Below are 14,641 nucleotides of genomic sequence, written 5' to 3' on the forward strand. Positions count from 1 at the left end.
TGGCGCGTGGCTAAACAAGCACTACTCCAACGTGAACTCAAGCGCGAGAAGCTCGCGGCCAAGTTCGCCAAGAAATACACCGAGCTCAAGGCGACGTCCAGCGACGCCAAGAAAAGCGAAGAAGAGCGCGATGCCGCTCGCCTCGCGCTGCAAAAGCTGCCCCGCAACGCAAACCCGACCCGTCAGCGCAACCGCTGCGAGATCACCGGTCGTCCGCGTGGCACGTTCGCCCACTTCGGCCTGGCTCGCGCCAAGGTCCGTGAAATGGCGTTTGCCGGTGAAATCCCCGGTATCACCAAAGCCAGCTGGTAAGCACTAGGAGAACCACAAATGAGCATGAGTGATCCTATTGCCGACATGTTGACCCGCATCCGCAACGCACAGATGGTCGAGAAGGCCAGCGTGACGATGCCGGCATCCAAGGTCAAAGCCGCGATCGCCCAGGTCCTGAAGGACGAAGGCTATATCGACGGATTCCAGGTCAAGAGTGCCGACGGCAAGAACGAGCTTGAGATTTCCCTCAAGTACTACGCTGGCCGTCCGGTGATCGAGCGCATCGAGCGCGTGAGCCGTCCTGGTCTGCGCGTTTACCGTGGCCGCAACGCCATCCCTCAGGTCCAGAACGGTCTGGGCGTGGCCATCGTCACCACGCCTCAGGGCGTGATGACCGACCGCAAGGCGCGCGCCACCGGTGTGGGCGGCGAAGTCCTGTGTTACGTCGCCTGATGCGGGCATTGAGGAGAAACTGATGTCACGTATTGGAAAACTGCCCGTTACCGTCCCTGCCGGGGTGGAAGTCGCGGTCAAAGACAACCAGATCAATGTCAAGGGCGCCCTGGGTGCCCTGGCCCTGACGCAAAACGCGCTGGTCAAGATCGAAAACAACGCGGGCACGCTGACCTTTGCCCCCGTCGATGACTCTCGCGAAGCCAACGCCATGTCCGGCACCATGCGCCAGCTGGTGAACAACATGGTCAACGGCGTGAGCAAGGGTTTCGAGAAGAAGTTGACGCTGCTGGGTGTGGGTTACAAGGCCCAGGCACAGGGCAGCAAGCTAAACCTGACGGTTGGCTACTCCCACCCTGTGGTGATGGACATGCCTGCTGGTATCAAGGTGGAAACCCCGACGCCGACCGAAATTCTGATCAAGGGTTCCGACCGCCAGCGTGTGGGCCAGATTGCGTCCGAGGTGCGAGCTGTTCGCCCCCCTGAGCCTTACAAGGGCAAGGGCATCCGTTATTCGGATGAGAAGGTCGTGATCAAGGAAACCAAGAAGAAATAAGGATCAGGATCATGTTGACCAAAAAAGAGCAACGTCTCCGTCGCGCCCGCCAGACGCGCATCCGCATTGCGCAACAAGGCGCCGTGCGCCTGAGCGTGAACCGCACGAACCTGCACATCTACGCCACTGTCATTTCCGACGACGGCAGCCGCGTGCTGGCTGCCGCTTCCACGGCAGAAGCCGAGGTGCGCGCGCAGATCGGTGGCGCTGGCAAGGGTGGCAACACCACCGCTGCTGCCCTGGTGGGCAAGCGCATTGCTGAAAAGGCCAAGGCTGCCGGCATCGAAAAGGTGGCCTTTGACCGTTCCGGTTTTGCATACCACGGCCGGGTGAAAGCCCTGGCAGATGCGGCCCGTGAAGCCGGTCTGCAGTTCTGATCAGGCGGGATACACAAAATGGCTAAATTTACGGCAAACATCAAGAACGAAGCGAACGAAGACGGTTTGCGCGAAAAGATGATCGCGATCAACCGCGTGACCAAGGTGGTCAAGGGCGGTCGCATTCTCGGTTTCGCAGCGCTTACCGTGGTCGGTGACGGCGATGGCCGCGTTGGCATGGGCAAGGGCAAGGCGCGTGAAGTGCCAGTGGCTGTGCAAAAAGCCATGGAGCAAGCCCGCCGCAACATGATCAAGGTGTCGCTCAAGAACGGCTCCCTGCATCACAGTGTGCATGGCGAGCACGGCGCATCCAACGTGATGATGCTGCCGGCCGCCAAGGGTACCGGCATCATTGCAGGTGGTCCGATGCGCGCAGTGTTTGAAGTGCTGGGTATCACCGACGTCGTTGCAAAGAGCCATGGTTCGAGCAACCCGTACAACCTGGTGCGCGCCACGCTGGACGCACTGAAGAACTCGACGACCCCTTCCGATGTGGCTGCAAAGCGTGGCAAGTCTGTCGAAGAAATTCTGGGTTGATTGGAGAGATCATGACCACTCAAAACACCGTCAAGGTCCAATTGGTGCGCAGCCCCATTGGTACCAAGCAATCTCACCGCGACACCGTCCGTGGCCTGGGTCTGCGCAAGCTCAATAGCGTCAGCGAGCTGCAGGACACGCCCGCTGTGCGCGGCATGATCAACAAGATCAGCTACCTGATCAAGATCGTCTGATCGGAGTCATTGACATGCAACTCAATACCATCAAGCCCTCTGAAGGCGCCAAGCATGCCAAGCGCCGCGTCGGTCGTGGCATCGGTTCGGGCCTGGGTAAAACAGCCGGTCGTGGCCACAAAGGTCAGAAGTCGCGTTCGGGCGGCTACCACAAGGTCGGCTTTGAAGGCGGCCAAATGCCCCTTCAGCGTCGCTTGCCCAAGCGCGGTTTCAAGTCGGCGCAGCTGCAGTTCAATGCAGAAGTGACTCTGAGCGACCTCAACGCGCTGTCGGTCACCGATGTCGATATGCTGGTGCTCAAGCAGGCGGGCCTCGTGCCGCACCTGGCCAAGCGCGTCAAGGTCGTCAAGACTGGTGAAATCTCGCGTGCTGTGACCCTCAAGGACATCGCAGCGACTGCCGGTGCCAAGCAGGCCATCGAAGCAGCCGGCGGTTCGCTGGCGGCCTGAGTCCACACGAACGGGAAACACCTGTGGCAACTGGTTCCGCGTCCCTGGCCAAAACTGGAAAGTTCGGCGACTTGCGTCGCCGACTCGTTTTCCTGTTGCTGGCCCTGGTGGTCTACCGTATCGGGGCGCACATCCCTGTGCCCGGTATCGACCCCGCTCAACTGGCTCAATTGTTTCAGGGGCAGCAGGGCGGCATTCTGAGCTTGTTCAACATGTTCTCGGGCGGAGCGCTGTCGCGTTTCACCGTGTTCGCGTTGGGCATCATGCCGTACATCTCGGCTTCCATCATCATGCAGCTGATGACGTACGTGGTGCCCACGTTCGAGCAATTGAAGAAGGAAGGCGAGGCAGGTCGACGCAAGATCACGCAGTACACCCGTTATGGCACGCTCGCTTTGGCAATTTTCCAATCCATGGGTATTGCTTTGGCGCTGGAAGGCTCTCCTGGTCTGGTGATTGATCCGGGCATGGGCTTCAGGCTGACCGCCGTGGTGAGCCTTGTGGCTGGGACGATGTTCCTGATGTGGCTGGGTGAGCAGATCACCGAGCGGGGTCTGGGCAATGGCATTTCGATCCTGATTTTTGCAGGTATCGCGGCTGGTTTGCCCAGCGCTGTTGGGGGCTTGCTTGAGCTCGTGCGCACTGGCGCGATGAATATTCTTGTCGCGATATTCATCATTGCGCTCGTGATCCTCGTGACGTATTTCGTGGTGTTCGTCGAGCGTGGCCAGCGCAAGATATTGGTTAACTACGCGCGCCGTCAGGTTGGCAACAAGGTCTATGGTGGGCAGTCGTCTCACCTGCCGCTCAAGCTGAACATGGCCGGCGTGATCCCGCCCATCTTCGCTTCGTCGATCATTCTTCTGCCCACCACCGTGGTGAGCTGGGTAAGCACCGGCGACTCAACGCGTTGGCTCCGCGACATCGCTTCCGCCTTGTCGCCCGGGCAACCGATCTACGTGGCCCTGTATGCCGCTGCCATCGTCTTCTTCTGCTTCTTTTACACAGCGCTGGTGTTCAACAGCCGCGAGACGGCGGACAACCTGAAGAAGAGCGGTGCATTCATTCCCGGCATTCGGCCAGGCGATCAAACAGCGCGCTACATCGACAAGATTCTGTTGCGACTGACTTTGGCCGGTGCCGTGTACATCACCGCGGTGTGTTTGCTCCCCGAGTTCCTGATCCTGAAGTACAACGTGCCGTTCTATTTTGGTGGCACTTCCCTGTTGATCATTGTGGTGGTCACCATGGACTTCATGGCGCAGGTTCAGAACTACATGATGTCGCAGCAATATGAGTCGCTGCTCAAGAAGGCCAATTTCAAAACAGCCCCTTGAACTTCGCTTATGGCCAAGGACGACGTGATCGAGATGCAGGGAGAGGTTGTAGAGAACCTGCCCAATGCGACCTTCAGGGTCAAGCTCGAAAACGGTCACGTGGTACTGGGGCACATCAGCGGCAAGATGCGGATGCATTACATCCGGATCTTGCCTGGAGATAAGGTCAAAGTAGAGCTCACGCCCTACGACCTCACTCGAGCTCGAATCGTATTTCGCTCGAAGTGAACGGTCAGTTGTTGAATGTTTTAGGAATTTCTAGGAGAAGACTATGAGAGTTTCGGCTTCGGTCAAGAAAATGTGCCGCAACTGTAAGATCATCAAGCGGCATGGCGTTGTGCGAGTCATTTGCACCGACCCGCGTCACAAGCAGCGTCAAGGCTGATTGGTTAGTTAAGAGGACCCAACATGGCTCGTATTGCAGGCATCAACATTCCGCCGCACAAGCACGCCGAAATCGGCTTGACGGCAATCTTCGGTATTGGTCGCACCCGCGCTCGCAAGATCTGCGAGGCATGCGGTATCGACTATGCCAAGAAGATCAAGGATCTGAGCGACGCAGAACTCGAAAAGGTGCGCGACCAGGTCGGTACGTTCACGATCGAGGGTGACCTGCGTCGTGAGACCACCATGAACATCAAGCGTTTGATGGACATCGGTTGCTACCGTGGCTTCCGCCACCGCCGTGGTCTGCCGCTGCGTGGTCAGCGCACCAAGACCAATGCCCGTACGCGCAAGGGTCCCCGCAAGGCTGCCCAGTCGCTGAAAAAATAATCGGTTAGAAGGACCCTCATGGCCAAGTCTCCCTCCAGCAGCGCATCTGCTCGCGTTCGCAAGAAAGTTCGCAAGAACGTGTCCGACGGCATTGCGCACGTGCACGCCTCGTTCAACAACACGATCATCACCATCACCGACCGCCAAGGCAACGCTTTGTCGTGGGCTTCGTCGGGTGGTCAGGGCTTCAAGGGCTCGCGCAAGTCCACGCCGTTTGCCGCGCAGGTCGCGTCCGAAGTCGCTGGTCGCGCTGCCATCGAGCAGGGCATCAAGAACCTGGACGTCGAGATCAAGGGCCCCGGTCCTGGCCGTGAGTCGTCGGTGCGTGCATTGGGCGCATTGGGCATCCGCATCAATTCGATTGCCGACGTGACGCCTGTGCCGCACAACGGCTGCCGTCCGCAAAAGCGCCGTCGCATCTGACGCCCTGCCGCTGAACGCGGTACAATCAAAGGCTTTTTTGAGCGCCACCGCAGTTGCCTGCGGTGGCATTTTTGCTAAGCCCACTGCCACCTTCAATGCAAGGCGGCTCCCGCAACAACTGGTTGCGGCAGTAAATCAAGGAACCCAACGTGGCACGTTACCTCGGCCCCAAGGCCAAACTCTCCCGCCGTGAAGGCGCCGACCTGTTGCTCAAGAGCGCTCGCCGCTCGATCAGCGACAAGGCCAAATTCGACTCCAAGCCTGGTCAGCATGGCCGCACTTCGGGTCAGCGTACCTCCGACTTCGGCGTGCAGCTGCGCGAGAAGCAGAAGGTCAAGCGCACTTACGGCGTTTTGGAGCGCCAGTTCCGTCGCTACTTCGCAGAGGCAGACCGTCGCCGTGGCAACACGGGTGCCAACCTGTTGTTCCTGCTTGAGGCGCGTCTCGACAACGTGGTGTTCCGCATGGGCTTCGCCTCTACCCGTGCCGAAGCGCGTCAGATCGTGTCGCACAAGGCCATCACGGTGAACGGCCAGGCCGTCAACATCCCGTCGTACTCGGTCAAGGCCGGTGACGTGATCGCCGTGCGCGAGAAATCGAAAAAGCAAGGTCGCGTGATCGAGGCGCTCGAACTGGCCAAGCAGATCGGCTTCCCTGCTTGGGTTGAGGTGTCGGCCGAGAAGGTCGAAGGCGTTTTCAAGAAGTCGCCTGACCGCGATGAGTTCGGCTCCGACATCAACGAATCGCTGATCGTCGAACTGTATTCCCGTTAATTCCGTTCCCGGCCTGCATCCTTGCGGTGCGGTCGGGCCATGCTCCGTCTGCCTTATCGGTGTAACGAGCCGAGGGTCCTGAAGGAAGTTTGAATGCTGAACAATCTGCTGAAGCCCAAGACCATCAATGTCGAGCAAGTCTCGACCAATCGCGCCAAAGTCACGCTCGAGCCCTTCGAGCGCGGTTATGGCCACACGCTGGGCAACGCCCTGCGCAGGGTTCTGCTGTCGTCCATGACCGGCCACGCGCCGACCGAAGTCACCATTGCAGGCGTCGTGCACGAGTATTCGTCGATCGACGGCGTGCAGGAAGATGTCGTCAACATGCTCCTGAACCTCAAGGGCGTGGTGTTCAAGCTCCACAACCGCGACGAAGTCACGCTGAGCCTGCGCAAAGACGGAGAAGGCTTGGTCACGGCTGCTGACATCCAGACGCCGCATGACGTCGAGATCGTCAATCCAGGACATGTCATCGCCACGCTGTCGCAAGGCGCCAAGCTGGACATGCAGATCAAGGTCGAGAAAGGCCGTGGCTATGTGCCGGGCAGTTTGCGCCGCAACGACGACCAAACGCGCTCGATCGGTCGCATCGTGCTGGATGCATCGTTTTCGCCCGTCAAGCGCGTGAGCTATACGGTGGAAAGCGCTCGCGTCGAACAGCGCACCGACTTGGACAAGCTGGTGCTGGAAATCGAAACCAACGGATCGATTGGTCCGGAAGAAGCGGTCCGTGCGTCTGCCAAAATTTTGGTGGAACAGCTGGCGGTGTTCGCCCAGCTGGAAGGTGTCGAGCTTTCCGCTTTCGACGCCCCAGCACAGCGCAGCTCACAGCAGTTTGACCCGATCCTCTTGCGTCCAGTGGACGAGCTGGAGTTGACGGTGCGCTCGGCCAACTGCCTCAAGGCCGAGAATATTTATTACATCGGTGACCTGATTCAGCGCACCGAGAACGAGCTTCTCAAGACCCCTAACCTGGGTCGCAAGTCGCTCAACGAAATCAAGGAAGTCCTCGCCTCGCGTGGCCTCACCTTGGGTATGAAGCTTGAGAATTGGCCACCCGCTGGCCTGGACAAGCACTGAACCGTTGTGTCTGGCTCTTAGGGCCAGACTCGGACGAACCTCCAGTACCTGACACGGCTGGGGGTAAAAAACTGAAAGGATCAAAAAATGCGTCACGGACACGGACTTCGTAAACTCAACCGCACCAGCGAGCACCGCCTTGCGATGCTTCGCAACATGATGAACTCGCTGCTCACGCACGAAGTCATCAAGACCACGGTGCCCAAGGCCAAAGAGCTGCGCCGCGTGGTCGAGCCCATGATCACCCTCGCCAAGGAACCCACGCTGGCCAACCGCCGCCTGGCATTTGACCGTCTGCGCGATCGCGATGTCGTCGTGAAGTTGTTCAACGAACTTGGCCCCCGTTTCAAGGCCCGTCCTGGTGGCTATACGCGTATCCTGAAGATGGGCTTCCGTGTGGGCGACAACGCCCCGATGGCGCTCGTGGAACTGGTGGATCGTGCAGAAGACGCTGCACCAGCGGCTGACGCTGACAAAGCGTGATAGAATATAAGGCTTGACGCGGAGTGGAGCAGCCTGGTAGCTCGTTGGGCTCATAACCCAAAGGTCGCAAGTTCAAATCTTGCCTCCGCAACCAACCCAATCAAGCATCTGCTTGTCACTGAAGCCCTCGGAAACGAGGGCTTTTTTGTTTTTGGCTGGCGTCGCGATCTGCGCCGAGAGATCTGTTGCGCGGAGGCGTTGCAGGCTTCTTTTTGAAGACTCGGCTGAACGGATGGCCATGTCGACCACCGAGCCAAGCGACGGTTGTCGCCATCAAAGTAGATGCCGAGTGCTTCGCCATGCTGATCGGCCCACGGGTTGGGTCAGGTCAAGGTGGCCGTTTTCGCAACCAAGGCCTGGGCGGCTCTGCGTCGGGTTTGCCAGCGCTGCCTGAGGTAGGTGACATGGGCAGCGCCTGAGGCGGCGAGGCATCCTGCTCCCCAAGGCCACGCTGCATCCTGAAGCGCGCAGCGCAGTGCCAGCATCAGGCACAAGCCGGACGCCAGATTCCACTGGAAATCTTTCGGTGTGATCCCCTGGGCGGTGATTCGGTGGTAGACCGCCAAGGCCAGCCATTCCACCAAGGTGATGGCGATGGCCGCATCTACCAGCCACGCGCCGTACCAGAGAGACGCCACAGTCAATCCTTGCAGGCCATCTCGGCGTGCCGCTTCATACCCGCGCCAGCCCCAGCAGATGACCGACGTCTTTGAGGAAGATGCGCACGTGCGCCATCGGCTTCTTGCGGGTCAGGCGTTTGTTCATGTAGGAGTCAAACGTCAGCTGCTGCACATCGCGGTCTTCGCAGATCTTGACGAAGCGTTCCCGCCTCCGCTCGCTGCTGTACCAGAACCATTGCATCACGCCCAGCACACGGAACACGGTGCCATGCAACCTCATGAATTTCTTGCGCGCAAGGCGCAGTGCGGCGGGGTTGCCGCTCGTGAGCATGGTCTGCGCTGCCTCGGCCGCCAGCTGACCACCGACCATGGCGTAGTAAATGCCTTCGCCAGACGCAGGCGCGACCACGCCGGCCGCGTCACCGGCCAGCACGACGTCGCGGCCGTTGTCCCAGCGCGGCAGCGGCTTCATGGGAATCGGTGCACCCTCGCGGCGCAATGTCTCTGCGCCGGCAAGACCGCACACATCCCGCATGTGCTGCACCGAGCCGCGCAGCGAGAAGCCTTTGTCCGCGCTGCCAGTGCCAATGCTCAGCGTGTCGCCGTGGGGAAAGACCCAGCCGTAGAAGTCGGGTGAGAAGCGGCCCTGGTAGTAGACGTCGCAGCGGCTGTCGTCGTAGTCGGCCGCTCGCTGTGTGGCCGCTGGCGCTTTCAGGATCTCGTGGTACGCGAACACGTAGCGTGTGCGCTCTGCGCCAGGCACGCCGCCCTGGCGGGCCACTTCCGAGCGGGCGCCGTCTGCGCCGACGACGCAGCGCGCGCGAACCATGCAGGGCAGGCCTTCGCCCAGCGCGCGGCGTTCCCGCACGGTGTAGTGGACCTCGGTGAGGCCCTCGGCATCGCGGGCCAGCGACACAAACTTGCCGGTGCGTCGCACGGCGCCCGCAGCCTGTGCGCGCACACGCAGCCATTCGTCAAAGCGGTCACGATCGACCATGCCGACAAAACCGTTGTCGATGGGAATGTCCACCCGGTGGCTGGATGGGGCGATCATGCGCGCGCACCGCGCCTTGGCGACCAGGAGTTCGTCGGGGATCTCGAAGTCCTTGATCAGCCGTGGAGGAATTGCGCCACCGCAGGGCTTGACGCGCCCGGCCCTATCGAGCAGCAGCACCGAGCGGCCCAGGCGCGCCAGTTCGTGTGCCGCTGTAGCGCCTGCAGGCCCACCGCCCACCACCACCACGTCAAAGGTTTCGTTGCTAGTGTTCATGCGATCAGCCGCGTGGGGCTCCGATGGCCACACCAACGGTGCGGCTGGGTGATGCCGCCACCGGTGTCGACGGCGGGGCGGAGATGCGCCACGCGAGCAGCGCCGCGGCGATGAAGGTCAGCGCCTCGAGCGCGAACACGAACGCATACGCCGTACCGGGGGACGAAATCAGGACGTGGGCAAGGTCGCTGGCACCGGTGCCCACAAGGCCACCGAGCCCGAACGCGATGGCCTGCGCTGCGCCCCAGAGGCCCATGCGCACGCCCTCGCGGGAGCCCTGTCCTTCGTTGGCCAGCCGCATCATGGAGCCGATGGCGCCGATGGAAAAAGCACCATTCGCTGCACCCAGACCAAACACGAGCGCCTTGAGCGTGTCGCCTTGACCGCTCACGCCCGCCATGACCAGGCCGAAGAGCGCAAGGGCCGACGCGATGCAGCCGCCGATGGTCCAGCCGCGCAGGGAACCAAGCCAGCGCAATCGGGCGACGCGCGCGGCCAAGGCGCCCGACATCGCCACCAGCAGCATGCCGCACAGCACGCCCCCATGCTGCACGCCCGAGAGCTGCGTGGACGCGCCCGGGCTGTAGCCGAAAACGGTGCCGGCGAACGGTTCCAGGATCAGGTCCTGCGCGCTGTAGGCGAGCATGGAGACGAAGACAAACACGGTGAAGCGCCGCGCGACCGGTTCCTGCCAGACCTCCGACAGGGCCCGCCGGAAGTCGGGCTTTGCCTCGTTGCGGTACAGCCCCTGGCCAGCGGGGGTGACATCGCCCTCCAGCCCGCGCAACGCCAGCACCGTCACCCCAAAGGCCAGCAGAGATACCGCTGAGGTCACCTGCAGCAGGCGCTCGGGTGAGTACGGGTCCAGCCACTGGCCCGCCAGGCCAGCGGTGATGGCAAAGCCCGCGATCATCATCATCCAGACCAGGGTGGCGGCACCGCCCCGGCGGGCATCGGGCACGCGCTTGGCCAGCATCACCAGCAGTGAGGTGCCGCTGGCGCTCACGCCCAGCCCGACCAGCGCAAAGCCGAGCACCGCCAGCGCCATGCCTGCAGGTCGGTGGGTCGCCATCCAGACGGTGGCCAGCGCGGCCACCACGCCACCCACGCCGAGCACCGCCATGCCGCCCAAGATCCAGGGTGTGCGACGGCCCCCGACGTCCGAGCCGTGCCCCATGCGCGGCCGTGCCATTTGCACCAGGTAGTGCAGCGCCACGAGAAAACCGGGCAGCAGCGCGGGCAGTGCCAGCTCGACCACCATCACGCGGTTGAGGGTCGAGGTCGTCAGCACCACGATGGCGCCGAGCGACGCCTGCACCAGGCCCAATCGGGCAATGCTGGTCCAGCCAAAAGGCGTCATGCCATCCCCCTCAAGGCAAAGGCGCTGACCATCATGCCGGCCACAAACAGCGGCACGCCGAACCCGCTGTACCAGAGCGCACGGGCCGACGGAGCGGCCAGGAAGCGCCGCATCAGCGCTCCCTGTGCCACCAGCAGGGCTGCCACGCCCGCCGCGTGGCCGGGTTGGTCCCAATGCATCAGCAGGCCTATCACCACCACCTGCGGCAGCACCATGAACCAGCAGGCCACGCGTGCGGCCCGGTCCACGCCCAGCTGCACCGGCAGCGAGCGCACGCCCATCTGGCGGTCGCCCGCCACGGCCTTGAAGTCGTTGAGGGTCATGATCCCGTGGGTGCCCGCGCTGTACAGCGCGGCCAGTGCCAGGGACTCCCCGCCGGGCATGGCGCCGCCGGCCATCACCGCGGCGCCCGTCACCCAGGCGATGCCCTCGTAGCTGATGCCGCAAGCGGCGTTGCCCCACCAGCCGTTTTCTTTCAGACGCACCGGCGGTGCGCTGTAGGCCCAGGCCAGCAGCAGGCCAAGCGCGGCGGCGCCGAACCCCCATGGGCCGAGCGCAAGCGCCACCAGCAAGGACACCGCGGTCCAGGCAATCGCGAGGTACAGGCCCCAATGACCAGGCATGCGACCCGAGGGAATGGGTCGCTGGGGTTCGTTGATGGCGTCGACGTGCCGGTCAAACCAGTCGTTGACGGCCTGGCTGGTGGCGCAGACCAGCGGACCGGCCAGCGCGATGCCCACGATGGCCAGCCACCACCGGTCCTGCAGCGATACCCCCGATGCGACCACGCCGCAGGCAAACGCCCACATGGGGGGAAACCACGTGATGGGCTTGAACAGCTCGGTGACGGCCGACAGGGCAGGGCGTTGCATTCATTGGGTTTTACGCCTGACACTTTGTTGTGTCAATAGAGGTTGACACTTCCGTGTGCCCGACCTGCCGGCCCTGTTCCTTCGCCCTGAACCGCGTGCGCCCGTCACCAAAAAAATCGAGCCCTCCTGGGGCTCGATGCTTCACGTGCGGCGCCTGCTGGCAGCATCAGTGCACGTCGTCGCTGGTGCCTTCGATGATGCCGAAGCGGCGCAGCTTGATGTAGAGGCTTTGGCGTGAAAGCCCGAGCATCTCGGCCGCCGACGCGCGGTTGTCGCCCGTGAGCTCCAGGGCCGCCTCGATGCACAGCTGTTCGATCAGGTCGGTGGTTTCGCGCACGATGTCCTTGAGCGGCAGGCGGCCCACCAGCTCGGTCATCTGGCTGGCCGAACGCGGCAGCTCCTTGCTGGCGCGCGGGTCGTGGCTGAGCCGTCGGCCCATGTCGCGGATCGTGAAGCCCAGGCAAGGGTGTGCGCCGCCCACCACCGACACGGCCGACACCTCCACCTCCGAGTGCGAGCCGAACTCGCCGCGCAGCTGCGTGGCAAACAGCCGGACCGTGCCGTGCTGGCGCAGGTTGGACAGCAGAACGCGGAAGTCCACGCCTGTGCGCCCCAGCCAGCGGTCGAGCATCTCGCCGCGCGCCTGCTCTTCGGTGCTCAGCTGGCCCATGTCCAGGAACGCGCGGTTCACGCTGAGGATGCGCCCTTCGGTGTCGGTGACCACCAGCGCGTCGGGTGCCGACTCCATCACCTGCACCAACTGCTGGCGCGCCGCCGGCATGCTGAGTTCGCCCTCTTGCTGCCGCGTCACGCGCATCAGGAAAAACAGGCGGTTGTCCTGGCGGAACTGCGTGGCCGTGATGAACATCGGTTCGTTGCTGCCTGTCAGTCGAACCTGGCAGGGTTCGGCGCGGCCGGTGGCACGCAGCCGTTCCACCATGGATTGCACGTCTGTCAGGTGGTCGGGATGCAGGCTGTCGGCGAGCGACCAGCCGGGTTGACGCGCTGCATCGCCCAGCAGTTCGTAGGCGGCGGGGTTGGCTTCCTCCAGCTTGTCGATGTCGCCCTCGAAAATCAGCACCGGCTCGGACGCCATCTGGAACAGCAGGCGGTAGCGGGTCTCGATCTGCCGCAGGCGCCAGTAGTCGCGCTCCATGGTCTGCTGGGCCGTGACCAGGCGCTGCTGCAGCACCTCTTGTGGCCGCAGATCGCGACCAAACGCCACACTGCGCGCGCCGCCGCGGATGGGCGCCACCGAGTATGCAATCGGCAGATCCCCGCCGTCGTCCAGACGCTGGTTCACCTGGCGCCAGCGCACGCCGTCGGCGGTCAACGCGCCCTGGGTCTTGAGCAAGGCCTCGATCTTGGGTTGGCTTTCGGCGGTGACGGTCTGTGCCCACGACTTGCCCAGCCAGTGATGGCAACCGCTCTCCAGCATGTCTTCGCTGCCCAGGGCCATGTCGCGGATGATGCCCTCGTGGTCGAGGATCAGCACCACGTCTGCAGCGGCGGTGATCAGGTCAGCAACGGCATCCCCGCTCATGTCGGCCAGGAGCGGGGCGGGGTTCAGAAACTGCCCCTTCACCATCGCTTGAATGCCCTGGGTCATCTGTGCCTTCCGGTATGTGAACGCAATAGCGTCTTGTGGTTGCCAGTGGCCTAGGGGCGCAAGCGGCTGGCAGCCACCAGTTTGTCGGCCTGCGAGGGAGCGTGCGCGCCGTGGGTGATGATGGCGTCGGCCTGGATCTGCTCCCCGAACTCGGGGTGCAGCTGGAAAATAGGACCTCCGGCGATTATAGGGAGATGGGGGTTCTGGCTGACCTGGCGCACCAGCTCCATGGCCGCCCGCAACCTGGGCACACCGGCCGCGCTGCCCAGCGAGAACCCCACCACGTCGTACCAGTCTTTCTGCACCATCGTGGCCGCCGAATCGGTGGCCAGGAAGCAGGTCACCACGTCCCAGCCCGCCCGGTGAAACAGCTCTGCCACGATGGACAGGCCAAAGGTATGTTGCTCGCCGGGGCAGGGCATGAGCAGGATGCGCTGGCGCTGCCCGCTCTGTGCGTCCTGGTCGAACTGGCTGGCGGCCGCACTGTTCTCCCGCAGCACCTTCTGCAGGCGGCCCAGGCCGACCGTGACTTCGGAAAAGGTGCACAGGTCGCGCTCCCACATCTCGCCCAGGTGCCGGGCTACCGGAGAGAGCAGCTCAAGAAAGATGGCCTCCGTCGGCACGCCCCGGTCGCGCAGCGCGATTACGCAGTCGCGCACCGCGCGGTCGTCCTCGTGCAGCACCAGCTCGGCAAACAAGGCCACGTCTTCGGGCGTGACCCGCTGGTTGGTGGCGATGGGGGAAGACGCGCATTCCTCGGGAACACGGTGGGCCAGCATGAGCCGGGGAATGATCTCGTACTCGACAGCCTTGGACAGCAGCACCGCACGCAGGCCGTCTTCGTTGAGCGGCATGTCGACGGAGGAGCGCAGCAGCTCTTCGATGCCCGGCGGCACGCCCGCCGAGGCGAGGCCTTCGGCCCACTCGTCGGCAAACCGATTGGTCGGGGCGTCGGTCTCGTGCGGAGACCTTTCCCTTGAAAAAGAGCCCATCCATGTCTCCTTGCGCTGGTGCGCTACTGCCGGTTCACGCAGGGGCCACGGTACTTTTGCCGGTGCTTTCTTACGGCCGCAAATGATTTGCGTCGGGGCATTTCCGCGCCGGATGGACGCCCTTCCCAAATCCGAGGCGCCTCCGACTGTGTCCGTTTGTACTGCTGACCACTGCGATCGTCAAAACATTTGTGAAGAAACCTGCAGGC

Annotated in this window: 22 protein-coding genes and 1 tRNA gene; 16 read left to right on the forward strand and 7 right to left on the reverse strand. The window is 62.8% G+C overall.

What is annotated here, in order from left to right; genetic code table 11:
- Positions 1-6: 6 nt before the first annotated feature.
- From rpsN to KXJ60_RS03845, 16 genes are all read left to right on the forward strand, one after another.
- Positions 7-312, forward strand: a complete 306-nt coding sequence (gene rpsN, locus KXJ60_RS03770; RefSeq protein WP_291124240.1) for a 30S ribosomal protein S14 — start codon at positions 7-9, stop codon at positions 310-312.
- 18 nt (positions 313-330) lie between these two features.
- Entirely contained in the window at positions 331-726 is a 396-nt protein-coding gene (gene rpsH / locus KXJ60_RS03775) for a 30S ribosomal protein S8 (RefSeq protein ID WP_291124241.1), read from the forward strand.
- A 22-nt stretch (positions 727-748) separates the two neighbouring features.
- Positions 749-1,282 (forward strand): 50S ribosomal protein L6, encoded by a 534-nt coding sequence (gene rplF / locus KXJ60_RS03780; protein ID WP_291124243.1) that lies wholly within the window; start codon positions 749-751, stop codon positions 1,280-1,282.
- Positions 1,283-1,293: 11 nt separating this feature from the next.
- Positions 1,294-1,659: a 50S ribosomal protein L18 gene (gene rplR, locus KXJ60_RS03785; protein ID WP_291124245.1), complete on the forward strand. Its 366-nt coding sequence runs from the start codon at positions 1,294-1,296 to the stop codon at positions 1,657-1,659.
- An 18-nt stretch (positions 1,660-1,677) separates the two neighbouring features.
- Entirely contained in the window at positions 1,678-2,196 is a 519-nt protein-coding gene (rpsE, locus tag KXJ60_RS03790) for a 30S ribosomal protein S5 (protein WP_291124246.1), read from the forward strand.
- Positions 2,197-2,207: 11 nt separating this feature from the next.
- On the forward strand, positions 2,208-2,390 hold the full coding sequence (gene rpmD, locus KXJ60_RS03795; RefSeq protein WP_291124248.1) for a 50S ribosomal protein L30: 183 nt from the start codon (positions 2,208-2,210) through the stop codon (positions 2,388-2,390).
- 14 nt (positions 2,391-2,404) lie between these two features.
- Positions 2,405-2,839 carry a 50S ribosomal protein L15 gene (gene rplO, locus KXJ60_RS03800; RefSeq protein WP_291124250.1) on the forward strand — a complete coding sequence of 145 codons (435 nt, stop codon included), beginning with the start codon at positions 2,405-2,407 and terminating at the stop codon, positions 2,837-2,839.
- Between the two features lie 23 nt (positions 2,840-2,862).
- Positions 2,863-4,176, forward strand: a complete 1,314-nt coding sequence (gene secY, locus KXJ60_RS03805; protein ID WP_291124251.1) for a preprotein translocase subunit SecY — start codon at positions 2,863-2,865, stop codon at positions 4,174-4,176.
- Between the two features lie 9 nt (positions 4,177-4,185).
- The gene (gene infA, locus KXJ60_RS03810; protein ID WP_066267877.1) at positions 4,186-4,404 is read left to right on the forward strand and encodes a translation initiation factor IF-1; all 219 of its coding nucleotides are present in this window, start codon (positions 4,186-4,188) and stop codon (positions 4,402-4,404) included.
- A 43-nt stretch (positions 4,405-4,447) separates the two neighbouring features.
- Positions 4,448-4,561: a 50S ribosomal protein L36 gene (gene rpmJ, locus KXJ60_RS03815; protein ID WP_009514917.1), complete on the forward strand. Its 114-nt coding sequence runs from the start codon at positions 4,448-4,450 to the stop codon at positions 4,559-4,561.
- 23 nt (positions 4,562-4,584) lie between these two features.
- A complete protein-coding gene (gene rpsM, locus KXJ60_RS03820) occupies positions 4,585-4,950 on the forward strand; it encodes a 30S ribosomal protein S13 (RefSeq protein ID WP_137917294.1) in 366 nt (121 codons plus the stop codon).
- A gap of 18 nt (positions 4,951-4,968) precedes the next feature.
- Complete coding sequence (gene rpsK / locus KXJ60_RS03825) at positions 4,969-5,373, forward strand: 30S ribosomal protein S11 (protein WP_291124255.1); 405 nt, start codon at positions 4,969-4,971, stop codon at positions 5,371-5,373.
- Positions 5,374-5,522: 149 nt separating this feature from the next.
- Positions 5,523-6,146, forward strand: coding sequence for a 30S ribosomal protein S4 (gene rpsD, locus KXJ60_RS03830; protein ID WP_291124257.1), 624 nt, complete (start codon positions 5,523-5,525; stop codon positions 6,144-6,146).
- A 93-nt stretch (positions 6,147-6,239) separates the two neighbouring features.
- Positions 6,240-7,226, forward strand: coding sequence for a DNA-directed RNA polymerase subunit alpha (gene rpoA, locus KXJ60_RS03835; protein WP_291124259.1), 987 nt, complete (start codon positions 6,240-6,242; stop codon positions 7,224-7,226).
- 87 nt (positions 7,227-7,313) lie between these two features.
- Positions 7,314-7,709 carry a 50S ribosomal protein L17 gene (gene rplQ / locus KXJ60_RS03840; RefSeq protein WP_291124261.1) on the forward strand — a complete coding sequence of 132 codons (396 nt, stop codon included), beginning with the start codon at positions 7,314-7,316 and terminating at the stop codon, positions 7,707-7,709.
- Between the two features lie 17 nt (positions 7,710-7,726).
- A tRNA-Met gene (locus tag KXJ60_RS03845) sits at positions 7,727-7,803 on the forward strand.
- Here KXJ60_RS03845 and KXJ60_RS03850 read toward each other — a convergent pair.
- From KXJ60_RS03850 to KXJ60_RS03880, 7 genes are all read right to left on the reverse strand, one after another.
- Positions 7,782-7,949, reverse strand: a complete 168-nt coding sequence (locus tag KXJ60_RS03850) for a hypothetical protein (protein ID WP_291124262.1) — start codon at positions 7,947-7,949, stop codon at positions 7,782-7,784. The two genes, KXJ60_RS03845 and KXJ60_RS03850, sit on opposite strands and share 22 nt — an antisense overlap.
- A gap of 83 nt (positions 7,950-8,032) precedes the next feature.
- Complete coding sequence (locus KXJ60_RS03855) at positions 8,033-8,347, reverse strand: hypothetical protein (protein ID WP_291124264.1); 315 nt, start codon at positions 8,345-8,347, stop codon at positions 8,033-8,035.
- 34 nt (positions 8,348-8,381) lie between these two features.
- A complete protein-coding gene (locus tag KXJ60_RS03860) occupies positions 8,382-9,599 on the reverse strand; it encodes a geranylgeranyl diphosphate reductase (protein ID WP_291124266.1) in 1,218 nt (405 codons plus the stop codon).
- Positions 9,600-9,603: 4 nt separating this feature from the next.
- Positions 9,604-10,959, reverse strand: coding sequence for a BCD family MFS transporter (locus tag KXJ60_RS03865; protein ID WP_291124268.1), 1,356 nt, complete (start codon positions 10,957-10,959; stop codon positions 9,604-9,606).
- Entirely contained in the window at positions 10,956-11,831 is an 876-nt protein-coding gene (gene chlG, locus KXJ60_RS03870; protein WP_291124270.1) for a chlorophyll synthase ChlG, read from the reverse strand. The genes KXJ60_RS03865 and chlG overlap by 4 nt, the downstream gene beginning before the upstream one ends.
- A gap of 166 nt (positions 11,832-11,997) precedes the next feature.
- Entirely contained in the window at positions 11,998-13,440 is a 1,443-nt protein-coding gene (ppsR, locus tag KXJ60_RS03875; protein ID WP_291124272.1) for a transcriptional regulator PpsR, read from the reverse strand.
- A gap of 50 nt (positions 13,441-13,490) precedes the next feature.
- Positions 13,491-14,432, reverse strand: coding sequence for a cobalamin B12-binding domain-containing protein (locus KXJ60_RS03880; RefSeq protein ID WP_291124274.1), 942 nt, complete (start codon positions 14,430-14,432; stop codon positions 13,491-13,493).
- Positions 14,433-14,641: the final 209 nt, after the last annotated feature.

Origin of the sequence: Hydrogenophaga sp. (assembly GCF_019264445.1) — a bacterium.
Classification (GTDB): domain Bacteria; phylum Pseudomonadota; class Gammaproteobacteria; order Burkholderiales; family Burkholderiaceae_C; genus Hydrogenophaga.

Bases quoted from the DNA above. Each gene is read 5' to 3' on its own strand.
- rpmJ (WP_009514917.1), top strand. From the start codon at position 4,448: ATGAGAGTTTCGGCTTCGGTCAAGAAAATGTGCCGCAACTGTAAGATC.
- rplO (WP_291124250.1), top strand. From the start codon at position 2,405: ATGCAACTCAATACCATCAAGCCCTCTGAAGGCGCCAAGCATGCCAAG.
- rplQ (WP_291124261.1), top strand. From the start codon at position 7,314: ATGCGTCACGGACACGGACTTCGTAAACTCAACCGCACCAGCGAGCAC.
- KXJ60_RS03865 (WP_291124268.1), bottom strand. From the start codon at position 10,959: ATGACGCCTTTTGGCTGGACCAGCATTGCCCGATTGGGCCTGGTGCAG.
- rpsE (WP_291124246.1), top strand. From the start codon at position 1,678: ATGGCTAAATTTACGGCAAACATCAAGAACGAAGCGAACGAAGACGGT.
- infA (WP_066267877.1), top strand. From the start codon at position 4,186: ATGGCCAAGGACGACGTGATCGAGATGCAGGGAGAGGTTGTAGAGAAC.
- KXJ60_RS03880 (WP_291124274.1), bottom strand. From the start codon at position 14,432: ATGGGCTCTTTTTCAAGGGAAAGGTCTCCGCACGAGACCGACGCCCCG.
- rpsM (WP_137917294.1), top strand. From the start codon at position 4,585: ATGGCTCGTATTGCAGGCATCAACATTCCGCCGCACAAGCACGCCGAA.
- KXJ60_RS03850 (WP_291124262.1), bottom strand. From the start codon at position 7,949: ATGGCCATCCGTTCAGCCGAGTCTTCAAAAAGAAGCCTGCAACGCCTC.
- KXJ60_RS03860 (WP_291124266.1), bottom strand. From the start codon at position 9,599: ATGAACACTAGCAACGAAACCTTTGACGTGGTGGTGGTGGGCGGTGGG.
- rplF (WP_291124243.1), top strand. From the start codon at position 749: ATGTCACGTATTGGAAAACTGCCCGTTACCGTCCCTGCCGGGGTGGAA.
- chlG (WP_291124270.1), bottom strand. From the start codon at position 11,831: ATGCAACGCCCTGCCCTGTCGGCCGTCACCGAGCTGTTCAAGCCCATC.
- rpsK (WP_291124255.1), top strand. From the start codon at position 4,969: ATGGCCAAGTCTCCCTCCAGCAGCGCATCTGCTCGCGTTCGCAAGAAA.
- rpsH (WP_291124241.1), top strand. From the start codon at position 331: ATGAGCATGAGTGATCCTATTGCCGACATGTTGACCCGCATCCGCAAC.
- rpoA (WP_291124259.1), top strand. From the start codon at position 6,240: ATGCTGAACAATCTGCTGAAGCCCAAGACCATCAATGTCGAGCAAGTC.
- ppsR (WP_291124272.1), bottom strand. From the start codon at position 13,440: ATGACCCAGGGCATTCAAGCGATGGTGAAGGGGCAGTTTCTGAACCCC.
- rplR (WP_291124245.1), top strand. From the start codon at position 1,294: ATGTTGACCAAAAAAGAGCAACGTCTCCGTCGCGCCCGCCAGACGCGC.
- rpmD (WP_291124248.1), top strand. From the start codon at position 2,208: ATGACCACTCAAAACACCGTCAAGGTCCAATTGGTGCGCAGCCCCATT.